Origin of the sequence: Veillonella sp. 3627, from assembly GCF_003992195.1 — a bacterium.
GTDB lineage: Bacteria > Bacillota > Negativicutes > Veillonellales > Veillonellaceae > F0422.
The window spans coordinates 81,383-95,926 of record NZ_RQVG01000010.1; the positions used below are offsets into that span (position 1 = coordinate 81,383).

The window sequence follows — 14,544 nt, forward strand, 5'->3', positions numbered from 1 at the left end:
AACCTCCTAAATTATGGGTAAAAGGGAAAGAATATTGGCAAAATAATTAATGACACGATTGTCACTATCACAATGAGAGGAACCCCTACTTTTACGTAGTCCATAAAACTATATCCTCCAATGTTGTACACCATGGTATTGGCAGGCATACCAATTGGGGTTGCATATGCACAAGATGCACCGATAACAGTAGCCATCAACACCGCTTTGGGATCTGCTCCCATAGACTGTGCTAATTGCAAACCGATAGGCACCAACAGTGCTGTGGCTGCCGTATTAGACATAAAGTTTGTTAATACAGCGGATAAGATAAAAATCACTGCCATCACAATATATGGACTTGGATTGCTGCCTAATAACCCCATAATCGTATTTGCTACTACAGAACCCGCACCTGTTTTCACAAGAGCTGTAGCAATAGATAAGGAACCAACGAACAAAAATATTGTTTTCATATCAATGGATTTTACCGCCTCTGTTTCAGTCACCACATTCGTAGCCACTAAAATAAGTGCCCCAATCCATGCAGATACATACAGTTTAACACCAATTTGAGTTTCAAAAATCATTGCTAAGATAGTACCTACCAATACCAATGTCGCCATCCATTGTTTCCATTTTGGTACATGGCTATAATCTTCCACTGTATCATAGGTAGAGTCTACAGCACGACTTGGTGTATCTGGCAATAATTTATATCCCAATAACAAAAAGTAAATAATACCTACTAACAAAATTGGTCCACCAATTAAAGCATAATCAAAGAATCCAAAGGATAAGCCAATTTTTTCTAATCCTGCTTGTGCGATCATATTTCCTGGGGCCCCAATTAAACTAAGATTACCACCCATAGCCGATGCCAATACTAAGGGGATTAAAAATTTTGATTGATTAAATCCTGATTTTTGTGCTATCCCGATTGCAACAGGAATCAATACCGCTGCAGTTCCCGTATTAGACAAGAAGCCCGATAATAATCCTGTAATTAGCATAACTGCGACAATGAGCATTTTTTCTGTGCTAGCCATTTTTGTAACTACACTACCTACCACTTGTGCCACACCAGTTTCAAAGAATGCTGCACCCACGATAAACATAGCCATAAATAAAAGAACATTACCATCTACAAAGCCTGCAAAGGCCTCTTTAGGAGATAAAACTCCAGATAAGACTAGACCAACTGATACTAACATCGCCGTAATCGATAAAGGTATCTTCTCCCATACAAACATGACTATGGCAAACACTAAATAACATAACGTAATACTAACTGCATCCATTCCATTCCTCCTGAATCTCTAGCACCGTATTAATATATGCCCTCATTATAGCTATTTACACAACTCCTCTCTATCCAATATTCATCATCATACAAAACTATAAAACTGTAGATTTTTCTTATATTTTTATAGTTTTAAGCTTAGAATATATAAAAAAACACCATGTTATTACATGTAATAACACAGTGTTTTTCATCATTTAATATATTCACATTATTTTTATTATATAAAAATATACCTACATACATATTATTGCATATATGCAAGCAAAGTATACCTACCTCATTCTAGGGTCTGCAATAGCTGCTGTAATTCTTCTTTAACCCTCTGAACCTTACTAACAAGGCTTTGTTTTGTATATTCATTTTCCTCATACTTCACATTTTCTCTAGTCAGGTAACTTCCATACATTGTTAATATCCCCTTAATTTCTGTATCATCAGAGCTAATATATTCTTTCCAATCTTCTAACACTGTATGACGCTCAATTCTCTTTGCCCGTTCACGATAGGCAGAAGGAGTTAGTTTAAAATGTTTTTTAAACGCACTATTAAAAGCTTTTACGTCAGGGAACCCACAATAACTTGCAATATGAATAACCATATCATCCGTATTTACTAATCGTATCGCTGCCTCACGCAATCGCATACGTGACACATATTCTAAAAAAGTAATCCCCAGCTGCCGTTTAAATAGTTGAGAGGTGTAGCTTTCAGTATATCCGCCTACATCAGCAATCGTTGCTAACTCAAGACGGTCGCGAAAATATTCATCGATAAAATGAACCATCCGTTCAAAATTTTCTTCTTGATGCAATATCTTAGTGGATAATTGATTCTCGTATCGACTAGCCAGTATAATCTCATACACATCTGACAACACTGTATATATAACACCATCTACCTTCATGGTTTCTAGCGCACTAATGCTTATTTCTGCAGTATGATGATTCATAATATACGCTAACGATTGGCGAAGCTCTTTATACCTTTCAGCAATATTTATATCTTGTGTGGAGACTGACACAAATCGATACTTCATAAAATCCTGATCATACTGCAAAAACCATTGTGGTTCTACATGAAAGACGAGAGCAATCGTATCCTCTTCTAATGCCAATGTAGCATGCCCACATTGTGATGAATACAAAATCATATCATCTCGTTGTAATGTATAGGTCTGCCCCTCTACACACACTTCTAAAGCTCCTTTTAATACCCATAATAACTCAATATGATTATGCCAATTATAATGATAGGTGGAAATACGATATATGTGACTTTTAACTTGTAATAACCCTCTATCAATAGCGTATCTAAAATATTTCATAGGAACCTCTTCATCTCTATAATTGTACATTACCTAACCTTGCTTATGTATAATATACCTTCATCTCCGCTTTCACTTGCTCCCAATTTGGCAACACATAGCTCATAACCTTATAAAAGCGTGACGAATGGTTCGGCTCTATAAAGTGCGCAAATTCATGGACCATCACATAGTGAGCAAACTCGGTAGGCCCTAATAGCAATCGAGTATTCATAGTGATAATTTCTTTTACAGGCATACAGGATCCCCAACGGCTCGTCATATATCGCAATCGCAAGGTCGGTGTCGGCACTGTATACCCCGCTTGTTGAAACTCACTATACACTTGTTGTGCTAGTGTTTCCATGAAGTCCTGACCTATGGTTTTCCAAAAGCTAAGCCACATTCGTTCTACTTTGCTAGCATCCAAGGTCTCATGATTACTTGGGTAGCGTACCAACAATATGTCGTCTACCACCGTTACTGCATAGGTAGAGGCGTTCCCTCTCGACAGTTTTCTTTGTGATCGGCTTCCTTGTGCACCCTTCCTTTTTGATGAACTACCTTTCAATGGAGAATCTGACGGAGTATCGCTTAATTGACTATCCTGCGAAGATATTTCCAAGTAGGCAGATACTGCGTGAGGCTTTTCTAGTACTACTCGATACATCTTACCCATCACCATGATTTCTGTATCTACATCTTGTACCATAGGGTGACCGCCTCTATTTTTCCGATTTTGCAGCGCCTTTTCTATGAAAGTTCGATGACGACAGATGAAGGCTTCAATCATTCCTAGGGGGACACGAGGGGAGGCAGACACTCGTACTACGCCACTGGTGGTGACACGAAGATTCATGTTCTTCACGCGTTTTCTATGCAGTTCATAAGTAATGCTGCCATCTGGCAGTGTGCGAAGTTCTTTCATCCTGTCTCCTGTATCTCCCATATCATTACTAATGTATTACTTATATATCTATTATAGGCTTTCAACCCTATAAAATACAACAAAATATCATTGCATAACTAAAAAGCACAGAATTTGCCTTCTGTGATTTTTATATATTTTATGAAAGAAAAATCTGCTATAATAAACATGTCACTATCACCCAATCCGTGACGGGAAGGAGGTGTTATCATTGCTTAATTTTTTAATCTTGTTGTTTGTTACTATCATGGCGAATGTAATTAGCTACTACATTTGCAAATGGCTAGATAGTAACAATAAATAGTGACTAGCCAAAGTCGTTACTTTTAGACGACAAAGAAAAAGCACAGGGCGGCAACCCTGTGCTTTTTTTGGTGTTATCAATGCTAGATAATCCTTGTTGTTTTAGCTACTGTTATTATATCACAATTACCCTACAAATTCCAGCCTTGTTTCATTTTTCTTCTATCTGCTGCCTCTCAGATACATGACATTTATATTCATCCTTATACTTTCCATGCGCAGTTTCTCTATTTTGAGAGATAGAAGCTAAGTCTTTCAATGGAATTATTCCATATAGCGTATGCAATTATTTTGCTGCTTTTGCTGCTTTCGCACGAGCAGAACGATCCAAAATAGCTTTACGCATACGGATGTTTTCTGGTGTTACTTCTACCAATTCGTCATCGTTGATCCACTCTAGAGCTTGTTCCAAACTGAAGATACGTGGAGGTGTTAAACGAACTGCCTCATCAGAGGAGCTAGAACGCATGTTAGTAACATGTTTCTTTTTGTTAGGGTTTACGTCCATGTCATTTTCACGAGCATTTTCGCCAATAACTTGACCCGTATATACTGGTACGTTAGCACCTAAGAATAAAGTACCACGGTCTTGTACAGAGTTCAAGCCATATGGTGTTGTTTCGCCGTCTTCGAAAGCTACCAAGGCACCGCGCGTACGGCCTGGGATATCTCCTTTGTATGGTGCATAGCCATGGAATACATGGTTCATGATACCATTACCTTTTGTAGCTGTTAAGAACTGCGCACGGAAACCAATCAAGCCACGAGCAGGGACTACGAATTCCATACGTAAGTAACCAGCTAATTCAACCATGTTGATTAACTCAGCTTTACGAACACCTAAGTTTTCCATAACGGCGCCCATAAATTCTTGTGGCACATCGATAGTTAAATGCTCCAATGGTTCACATTTTTGACCATTGATATCTTTGAAAATTACACGAGGTTTACCCACTTGCAATTCGTAACCTTCACGGCGCATAGTTTCGATCAATACTGCCAAATGCAATTCGCCACGGCCAGATACTTTGAAAGAGTCCGGAGAATCTGTTTCTTCTACACGCATGGATACGTTAGTTTCTACTTCTTTGAACAAACGGTCACGTAAATGACGACTTGTTACATAGTCACCTTCACGGCCTGCGAATGGAGAGTTATTAACGGAGAACATCATGGATAATGTTGGCTCATCGATAGAGATTGTTGGTAGTGCTTCTGGATTTTCTGCATCCGCTACAGTCTCACCGATATTGATGTCATCGATACCTACGAAAGCGATGATGTCGCCCATGCCTGCTTCATCTGTTTCTACACGATTTAAGCCATTGTATGTGTACACACGGCCGATTTTGCCTTTACGAGTGCTTTCGCCATTCATCAACACCACTTGTTGATTGGTTTTCATGCGACCACGAACGATACGACCTACTGCAATTTTACCTACGAAATCATCATAGTCAAGGGTAGTTACCATGAATTGCAATGGACCATCGATGTCGCCTTGTGGAGCAGGAATTTCTTTAATCAATACATCGAATAATGCCGTCATATCTGTGGAATCATCTTCCATGGATGCTTTCGCAATGCCATCACGAGCAGAGGCGTATACCACTGGGAAGTCCAATTGATCATCGTCTGCTTCAAGTTCCATGAACAATTCTAATACTTCGTCTTCAACTTCATGAACACGTTGGTCAGGACGGTCAATTTTATTGATAACCACGATTGGTTTCAAACCTTGTTCCAAAGCTTTGCGCAATACATATTTAGTTTGTGGCATTGGGCCTTCAAAAGAGTCCACCAATAACAATACGCCGTCAACCATGTTCAATACACGTTCTACTTCACCACCGAAGTCAGCATGGCCCGGTGTGTCCACGATGTTGATTTTTACATCGTTATGCATAACTGCTGTGTTTTTGGAAAGGATCGTAATCCCTCTTTCACGTTCTAGGTCATTAGAGTCCATTACACGTTCAGCAACTTTTTCATTATCACGGAAAATATGGCTTTGTTTAAGCAATGCGTCTACCAACGTTGTTTTACCATGGTCAACGTGGGCGATAATCGCCACATTGCGAAGATTTTCACGAATCATTCTATACTCCTTTATCTACTTAAGTAGGGTATTCCTAATATTTGTACAAATCGTACTACGACAGTCTATTATATACTTTATTTTAGGATTTTACAAGGAAAAAACGTCACATACTTTCATCCTATAGAAGGCTATGAAAGTACATGACGTTTCTACTAGATATTTAATTTTCTAATATCCTAATACCCAAAGTACATTAACTTATAGATTAATGTGTACTTTTAGAATCGTTTCTTCGGCAAATGCCCGCAAAGATAGATCCTGTAAAGTTATGGATAATGGAGAACACGGCGCCTGCTACGGCTGCTTGTGGTGTAAAATGTTTCAACGCCAAGCTAGCTGCCAAGGCAGAGTTTTGCATTGCCACTTCGATTTGCATGGCACGGCGATCTGGTACGTTGGAACCAAATAGACGACAAATGAAATATGTCACCACATAACCGCTCACGTTTTGCACTAAGCAAGCCAAGAAAATCATCACACCATGCGCTAAGATATTATCACGGCTAACGGCAGTCACACCAGCTAAGATAATTAAGACGGCTACAGCACCTACTGTTGGCAATACTTCTTTCACAGGTTCAATACGAGAACCGATAAAATAGTTTACAATAATTCCCAACGCAATTGGGACCGCAATGATTTTCACGATGGACATGAACATCGGCCAAAATGCAATATCTACGGTTTGTCCAGCATATAACACGATGAAGATTGGTGTTAACACTGGTGCCAATAATGTGGATACTGTTGTGGCAGATACGGATAACGGCACATTACCATTTGCCAAGAATGTCATTACATTAGAAGCAGTACCGCCTGGTGCTGCCCCCAATAAGATAAAGCCTAAGGCGATTTCTGGTGGGAATCCAAACAAGTTCCCCACTAACCAACCTGCTAGTGGCATCCACAAGAATTGAATCAAGGATACCAAGATTACTTGCCACGGTTGTTTAAATACATCTAAGAATACTTTCCCTGTTAATGTTAAGCCCATGCTAAACATAACTAATTGTAACAAAGGAACTGTTTGTTTCGCTGCCCCCATGAATATTTTTGGCACTAAAAATGCGATAACTGCCATAGCTAACACAATCCATGCTAGATAATCATTGAACAGTCGATTGATACTACGAATAAAACTCATATGTAACCTACTTTCTATAAAAAATGAGAACTTTACAATTATAACAAATCTTTTGCTCTAATAAAAGGGATTTATCTTAAATATATAATATATTTGTCCTTTTATGTGTTACAACTATTAGCTGTGATGTGTATCGTATAGTTTTGTCTCACTCTCATGATCATAACTAGACTCTGTTATTGTATATCAGAAGATGTTAGCTATTTAATTGTATAATGCAATTTCACTTTAAAATAAAAAAGAAACATAAGTAACGATAACTCCTAACATCAATATTAGATGCCTAGATTCCTCATCACTTATATTTCTTCCTTGTGAGACAGTTGTATGTAAACTGATTAACTAGCTATTTAAAAACTCCTCGATTACAGGATTTTCCATCATCACAGCTTGTTCTTCCTCTGTGATAACTTGCACCTTATCTCGGTCCACATTAACCAAGCAGAGGAAGCCTAAATGATCGTCTTGGTTCGCACGGAATTGGTGTGCCATCAATTTAGGGATTTCAATCATATCTCCTTCTTGGACGTCTTCCACGGTGTCGCCTAGTAAACATTGGCCTTTCCCACGGAAGATCATGACCATATGCGTATGCTCATGGCGCTCCATAGTGCTATACCCACCTGGTTGTACCTCAAAATAACGGAATTGGCATGGAATATCCCAAGCTCCATCAAACAAAACTTGACGGGTCACATCTTTAAAAGGGCTATTATCTTGCTTGTACACCAACGTGTCGACTCCATCCCAGGTGTATTCTTTTTGATTAAACTTGCGTATCATACTAACTCCTATAAAAGGGCCATCTTGAAATCAATCCAGATAGCCCCTCCTTGTATTCTAATATATACCTGGCATATCACCAGATAGTACGCCTTATTTGAATATTTTCTTAATAGCGCCCAAAATGCCACCATGTTCATGAACATAGTCTTTCACAGATTCCACTTCAAAACCTGTTTCATCTATGGCTGCACGAATGGTTGCTTCATCCGTTTTAGTATGGTCAAAGCGAATTCTTACTTCTTTTGTTTTCAAATCCACAGTAGATTCTAATACGCCTGGCAACCCACGAACGGCCCCATTCACAGTATTTTCACAGTTCGCGCACATCATGCCTGGCACGTGAAATAATTTTGTAGTCACATTACCTGTGCTACCACAACCGCAATCTTTACACATAGTTCCTCCTAATTATTTTATTTATGACTATTTTTAGCCCCTAAATAAGGAGCAGAAATATGACTAAATTCATTATAGCACATCCTAATTATTTTGTTTATGACTATTAGTAGCACCAGCTTCTACATCAATGGTTTCCGCTTTTGCAGGTTCTTCTTTAACTACTTTTTTATCGCCACTAACAGCATCTTTAAATTCATTAATACTTTTACCAATGGCCTTACCAATTTCAGGTAACTTTTTAGGTCCAAAGATAACAAGGGCAATAATTAAAATAAGAAATAACTCTTGTGTACCAAAATTAAACATACCTAATACCTCGCATTTCAAATCAATTAATTTTTATGCGCAGAATCATCTACATACCATTCTACTGGTTCATGAGTTAATACCGCACCTGGTAAACAATGGTCTACTCGATCCTCCCAAGAATATTCTTCATATTCTTTACGTTGGCGAAGCACACGAGCTAAGGCCGCCTCTTTAGAAGCGCCTACCACCGTGAACCACACAGATTTCGCATTCACCAGCATTGGGAATGTCAATGTCACACGTTCCCATACTTTGCCATCTTTCACAGCCACTACCATACGATCACGTTCATACAAAGCTTCCGATTTAGGGAATAGGGACGCTGTATGTCCATCATCACCTAAGCCTAGTAAGACTAAATCTATGGATTCCTTTTCTGTGCGCTTCAAGACCATTTTTACTTCTTGTTCATATTTATCTGCCGCTTCCTCCACAGTACCATTATTCGTTGGTACTGGATAATAGTGAGCAGCTCCCATAATATTTCCAAATAAGCGATCTTTTGCACGGCCAAAATTGTTATCTGGATTCGACTGTGGCACAAATCGTTCATCTACCCAAAGGAAGAAAATATGCTCCCAATCGATACGATTTGTATACTCATCAGAATCGAGCAATGAAAACAATGCATTTGGTGTAGTCCCTCCAGATACAGCCACCACGCAAGCGCCTGTTTCTGCAATGCATTCATTTGTATAAGTTAAAAAACGATCGGCCACTGCTTTCGCCACGTCATCTCCTGTAGGAAATGCATGAATTATATCTCTCGCCACGACCAAGATCCTCCTTCTAATAACTCTTCTGCCTCTTTTGGTCCCTCACTGAAAGCTGGATAGAAGCATAACGGTGTTTCTTCATCATTTCGTTCCCATGCCTCAATCAATGGCTTAAATAAACGCCAAGATTTTTCTACCGCATCGTTGCGAACGAATAATGTTTGGTCTCCTAATAAACCATCTAAAATCAATCTTTCATAAGCATCTGGAATATCTGCTAATTCCTTAGAATTGCTATAAGAAAAGTCCATTTCTAACGTATTGACACTTAATTTCGATCCTGGAGATTTTACCTCTAAGGACAATCCCATTCCTTCATTTGGTTGCATGCGAAGAACCAATACGTTTTGGTTAAAGTCTTTCGCATGGAACGGTTTAAAAATGGAGTGCGGAATTGGTTTGAAAGTAATAGCAATTTCACTCGATTTCTTCGGCAATCGTTTCCCTGTACGTAAATAGAACGGCACATCACGCCATCTCCAATTATCAATGAACAGTTTCAAAGCCACATAAGTTTCTGTCGTAGACGTGGGTGGCACATTTTCTTCCTTCCGATACTCTGGGGCTGGACGTTCTGTATTACCAGAATCTGTATATTGACCACGCACTGCAATATCGCCTAATTTTTGACGATGTAAACCACGAATAGACGAAATCAATTTAGCGATTTCATCACGGTAATCGTCGGCATTAAAACTGGCAGGTGGTTCCATAGCAATCAAAGATAATACCTGGATCATATGGTTTTGCACCATATCACGCAAAGCGCCTGCCCCATCATAATAGCCAGCACGTTTTTCTACACCTAACTCTTCAGCCACCGTAATTTCTACACGTTCAATATATTTACGATTCCAAAGCGGTTCAAATATAGCATTGGCGAAACGAAGCATCAAGATATTTTGTACCGTTTCTTTCCCTAAATAATGATCAATACGATAGGTTTGCTCTTCTGTTATATATTGTTTTAATGATTCATCTAATGCGATAGCACTTTCTAAATCATGCCCAAAAGGTTTCTCAATGATTACTCGAGACCAAGAACCTACTTCTTCTAATAGCTTCGCCCCATGTAATTCACGGACGATAGGTTCAAATAACTCTGGTGGCATGGCTAGATAAAATAGTGCATTACCACCTGTGCAATGCGCCGTTGCCACACGCTCTAACTCTTCTCGCAACGCTACATACGTAGAAGGTTCTGTATATTGACCAGACACATAGGAAAAGCGTTCAATAAATGCTAATTCTTCTGCACTTGGTTCACGATCGCCTAATATGGATGCTTTCACTTGTTCACGAAACTCGTCGTGGCTCATGGCTGTCCGTGCTACGCCCACTACGGCTACCTTCGGTGAAAGCAAACCACGTTGAAACAAGGAATAAATAGCTGGTAATAATTTACGCTTTGTCAGGTCTCCAGAGGCCCCAAAAATAACGATGGCACCTGCACCTGGTGTATGTTCTATACATAATTCTTCTTTAACATTATAGGACACATTCATTGTGAATCTCCTCTTACATCATTTCCCAATGGAAATACTAATACTGTACCCTTTATTATAGCACATACACGGCCCTTGACAATGGTTATAGCCCTTTGACTTTTTCATTTTCATAGGGTATAATAATTAAGCACGATTTGTGCAAAGTTTTATTAATCTATGAGGTGATAATCACATGGCAACGAGAAGAGAAGCACGATTTAAGTTATGCCGTCGCTTCGGTGTGAACGTTTTCGGTCACGCGAAGGCTTTAAAACGTGTAAAAAAAGACCAACGTCAAAAGAAAATATCTGAATATGGTCTTCAATTATTAGAAAAACAAAAAGTTAAAGCATACTACAACTTGCTAGAACGCCAGTTCGTACGCTATTACGATAAAGCGAAAAAAATGCATGGTGTTACAGGCCAAAACATGTTGAAATTGTTGGAATGCCGTTTGGACAACCTTGTATATCGCATTGGCTTCGGTAACTCCATCCGTCAAGCACGTCAAATGGTAAACCATGGCCATATTCTTGTTAACGGCAAACGCGTTGACATTCCATCCTACCAATGTAAAGTTGGCGATGTAATCGAACTTCGTGAAGCTAGCCGTGACAACGAAATGTTCAAAGTGAACTTCCAAGAACTTCGTTCTTTCGAACTTCCTTACATCGAAAAAAATCTTGACGCTTTCCAAGGCACATTAACTCGCCTTCCTGAACGTGAAGAACTTCCTATCGAAGTAAACGAGACACTAATCGTCGAATTGTACTCCAAATAATAGGATACTACAGCAACCAATCTTCGGATTGGTTGCTTTTTTATGCTCTTAACAGTTGAAATTATTGCAAGCAGTTTATATAATGAAAGTATATATCATTTACTATATATTACATACGGTCTTAGTACACGGTATATTGAAATTATAAAATTCTTGCACAACGTACCGTATGTATTTCATCCTATGAAAAGCAATTAACACGAAGGTATCAACTATGTCGCAAATTCTCTTATCAATATTTTATTTCATTCTAGCCGGTATTGCCGAAATCGGTGGCGGTTATTTGGTATGGCTTCATCTGAAAGACGATAAAAGTCCATGGTATATGCTGGCAGGTGCTATCACACTCATCATTTATGGAATTATCCCTACCTTGCAAGAAGCCCCTTTCGGTAAGGTATACGCCGCCTATGGTGGCATCTTCATTGCCCTCTCTATTTTATGGGGCTATTATGTAGACGGCATTACACCCGATCGATATGATATCATCGGCGGTATTGTATCCATTATTGGGGTGCTCATTATTATGTATTATCCTCGATGATGCAATCTATCCTAACCAACTATATGTACATAACCGAAGCCAACAATTATCGTAGTTCCATTCAACAAAGTGTTCTCAATACAACCGAATACAAAAAACTCTAGTCAAAGCTATGTTCTTAATATACTACTTCAGCTAGAGTTTTTTGTATTTTTCCTTATTAATTTCCATCCATATCTATATCCAGAAAAACCATAAATATTTAGATATTTTTTATCCCTCCCCTTTTTCATAATAGAAATTATTTTATAGTTAATTATTTTCAGCACCAAACTCATTATTTAGTTCTATTATTCTTTCAAAATCTGGCTCAGATTTCCTAATTTCAGAATTTAACTGCAAAATCATATCTTTTGCTACTTCAAAAAATAAATCATTTTTTTCATCTATCACCTGAAACTGTATAAGTTGCTCACTTTCTATTATCATAGTAAATATTACACTAAATAAGTTTTCAATATCTTCTGCATTATCATCTGTTATATTAATAACAATATTATCTAAATCAGGTATAAAAAATTTTACTTTTTCACCATCCTGACTTCTTTCTATTTGTAAATTCATTAATTTTGTTTCCAAATATTTCTCCTCACTTTAAACATATATGCACTGCCTTCTAAATGTTTAATCGCCTCATTCTCCCAAGAAATTAAATTTTGGCTATTTTTAATAGAAATAAGCTCATTTGAATACATATTTCCCGCATAATATATATCTTTACTTGAATCACCTAGATAGTTACAAAATATTGTTTGTGTTGGCAGTGTATTTATAGCAATATTAGCATTATGCGTAGATAAAATCACAGTTTTTCCCATATCTCTCAAAAGTTTTATTTTAGGAATTATATATTCAGATATATATTTATTCCCAAGTCCTCGCTCTACTTCATCAAATATATAACAATCATAAGATAAATCTTCAAGTAAACCGCTTATCGATAAAATAGACTTTTCTCCTTCTGAAGGTTCATAAGTTTCGTCATTGCTCCTGATTACCTTACAACTTTTCTTAACCAATTCTCCAAAATAATCTATACCTTTTAGTTTTGACTCCTCCGGTGAAAATAACGCTTGAGAAAACTTCACCTTTATCAGGCAATACTCCTATTTTAATTTTTTTAGAAATTTTAAGTTTTTTGAACCCCTGTTTTACAGTGTTTACCTTCTCATAAAGAGATCTACTTTCAAAAACCATTTTATAAAAACCTATATTGGTAGGCTTAGACTTCTTTCCCGTCTTTTTATCTACAATTTCCTTTAAATTATCCAAAATTATACTCGTTTTTGAAACACCAAAAATATCCTTTGCTCTTAGTAATGATTTTTCATAAACATCTTTTCTTAGACTCTCTAATTCATATGTCAAAGTTTCTCTAGATTCATCATTATAATCCCTATATTTTAAATTAATCTTATCAACCTTAGAAATAGCGTCTTTATGCTTTATGTATGTCTCTACGATTTCATCAATAGAATCAGTATTATTTTTATCATATATGCAATCCGACTTCTTTATTTTTTTAGCATTTTTTGATATGTCCTGACTTCTATGATAATTAATATACTTATTAATAAAATCGCTGGGACTCTTCTTTTTATAATTTAGTAGATCATTTAATCCTTTAATTATATCTTCTTTCAAATCAATATCAACATCTACACCACATTTACTTCGCTCCAAAATATCTAGATAAACTTTCTCGTAATCTTTCCCCTCATGAAAAAATACTTTTTCACCACATTCCATTAATTTGGGATATACATAGTCTTTTAATAGTATAGTTTTACCAGCTCCCTTTCCACCAAAAATTACATTAACATCTTTATATATATGTAATCCATTAGAATTTGGCAAAATCAATTCTATTTTCTCACATTCCTTTATAAAAGAATTAATAAATACCTTCGGTTCTGTTGCTAATTCGTAAAACTTACTAAAGCTATCAACATTGAACTTTATCTCTGGTAACATTTTCGCCACCTGTGAGTAATTACTCCATTCTTTTACATCACTTCCTATTAGAGATATTTCATTATGAGCATTAATGATCCCCATCGTTTTAAGTTTAGGTTCTAAAATAATTGTATATCCAGATAAATCTGCTTTTAATCGATTTTTCTCTTCAATATTTATAGACCTTTCTTTATCTTTATCTAAAAAATGAGGAATAATTAATATGTCATCAACTTTAAATCGTTTTACACAACTTATTAGTTCAGTATATTCTAATTTATACTCTTCATAGTTTCTACTATCATCCTGAGAAAAAACCTCTTTAAACACATCTGAGCAGTTAGGATTGCAAACTAAAATAATATGTTTTATCTTATTACCAAACTTAACATCTAATTCTATACCAGAAATAATAATAACGTTTTTATCTGCTTTACTAATT

At 37.1% G+C, this 14,544-nt stretch carries 15 protein-coding genes; 2 read left to right on the forward strand and 13 right to left on the reverse strand.

Annotated elements, in window-relative coordinates; all coding sequences use genetic code 11:
* Nucleotides 1-11: 11 nt before the first annotated feature.
* The 10 genes from EO114_RS06360 to zwf form a co-directional block, all read right to left on the reverse strand.
* Nucleotides 12-1,280: an SLC13 family permease gene (locus EO114_RS06360; RefSeq protein ID WP_127010237.1), complete on the reverse strand. Its 1,269-nt coding sequence runs from the start codon at nucleotides 1,278-1,280 to the stop codon at nucleotides 12-14.
* A 282-nt stretch (nucleotides 1,281-1,562) separates the two neighbouring features.
* Nucleotides 1,563-2,609, reverse strand: coding sequence for an AraC family transcriptional regulator (locus tag EO114_RS06365; protein WP_164723787.1), 1,047 nt, complete (start codon nucleotides 2,607-2,609; stop codon nucleotides 1,563-1,565).
* Nucleotides 2,610-2,652: 43 nt separating this feature from the next.
* Nucleotides 2,653-3,516, reverse strand: a complete 864-nt coding sequence (locus tag EO114_RS06370; protein ID WP_127062169.1) for a M48 family metallopeptidase — start codon at nucleotides 3,514-3,516, stop codon at nucleotides 2,653-2,655.
* 589 nt (nucleotides 3,517-4,105) lie between these two features.
* Entirely contained in the window at nucleotides 4,106-5,917 is a 1,812-nt protein-coding gene (gene typA / locus EO114_RS06375) for a translational GTPase TypA (RefSeq protein WP_009352910.1), read from the reverse strand.
* Nucleotides 5,918-6,125: 208 nt separating this feature from the next.
* Complete coding sequence (locus EO114_RS06380) at nucleotides 6,126-7,064, reverse strand: bile acid:sodium symporter family protein (protein ID WP_127062171.1); 939 nt, start codon at nucleotides 7,062-7,064, stop codon at nucleotides 6,126-6,128.
* 342 nt (nucleotides 7,065-7,406) lie between these two features.
* Nucleotides 7,407-7,847: a cupin domain-containing protein gene (locus tag EO114_RS06385; protein WP_009352998.1), complete on the reverse strand. Its 441-nt coding sequence runs from the start codon at nucleotides 7,845-7,847 to the stop codon at nucleotides 7,407-7,409.
* Between the two features lie 93 nt (nucleotides 7,848-7,940).
* Nucleotides 7,941-8,246 (reverse strand): heavy-metal-associated domain-containing protein, encoded by a 306-nt coding sequence (locus tag EO114_RS06390; RefSeq protein WP_127062173.1) that lies wholly within the window; start codon nucleotides 8,244-8,246, stop codon nucleotides 7,941-7,943.
* 84 nt (nucleotides 8,247-8,330) lie between these two features.
* Nucleotides 8,331-8,555 carry a twin-arginine translocase TatA/TatE family subunit gene (locus EO114_RS06395; RefSeq protein WP_127062175.1) on the reverse strand — a complete coding sequence of 75 codons (225 nt, stop codon included), beginning with the start codon at nucleotides 8,553-8,555 and terminating at the stop codon, nucleotides 8,331-8,333.
* A 26-nt stretch (nucleotides 8,556-8,581) separates the two neighbouring features.
* Nucleotides 8,582-9,331 (reverse strand): 6-phosphogluconolactonase, encoded by a 750-nt coding sequence (gene pgl, locus EO114_RS06400; protein WP_009352975.1) that lies wholly within the window; start codon nucleotides 9,329-9,331, stop codon nucleotides 8,582-8,584.
* Nucleotides 9,316-10,839: a glucose-6-phosphate dehydrogenase gene (gene zwf / locus EO114_RS06405; RefSeq protein WP_062401030.1), complete on the reverse strand. Its 1,524-nt coding sequence runs from the start codon at nucleotides 10,837-10,839 to the stop codon at nucleotides 9,316-9,318. Before zwf ends, pgl begins: the two co-directional genes overlap by 16 nt.
* A gap of 175 nt (nucleotides 10,840-11,014) precedes the next feature.
* Between zwf and rpsD the strand changes: the two genes are divergently transcribed.
* Complete coding sequence (gene rpsD, locus EO114_RS06410; RefSeq protein WP_126940593.1) at nucleotides 11,015-11,602, forward strand: 30S ribosomal protein S4; 588 nt, start codon at nucleotides 11,015-11,017, stop codon at nucleotides 11,600-11,602.
* Between the two features lie 223 nt (nucleotides 11,603-11,825).
* On the forward strand, nucleotides 11,826-12,146 hold the full coding sequence (locus EO114_RS06415; protein ID WP_206168670.1) for a YnfA family protein: 321 nt from the start codon (nucleotides 11,826-11,828) through the stop codon (nucleotides 12,144-12,146).
* 252 nt (nucleotides 12,147-12,398) lie between these two features.
* On the opposite strand, the gene EO114_RS06420 is transcribed toward EO114_RS06415, so the two are convergent.
* The 3 genes from EO114_RS06420 to EO114_RS07875 form a co-directional block, all read right to left on the reverse strand.
* Complete coding sequence (locus tag EO114_RS06420; RefSeq protein WP_127062178.1) at nucleotides 12,399-12,725, reverse strand: hypothetical protein; 327 nt, start codon at nucleotides 12,723-12,725, stop codon at nucleotides 12,399-12,401.
* On the reverse strand, nucleotides 12,710-13,234 hold the full coding sequence (locus EO114_RS06425; RefSeq protein WP_127062180.1) for a hypothetical protein: 525 nt from the start codon (nucleotides 13,232-13,234) through the stop codon (nucleotides 12,710-12,712). Before EO114_RS06425 ends, EO114_RS06420 begins: the two co-directional genes overlap by 16 nt.
* Nucleotides 13,158-14,544: hypothetical protein (locus tag EO114_RS07875; protein WP_206168669.1), on the reverse strand; the 1,387-nt coding region annotated here is incomplete at its 5' end. The genes EO114_RS06425 and EO114_RS07875, both read right to left, overlap by 77 nt.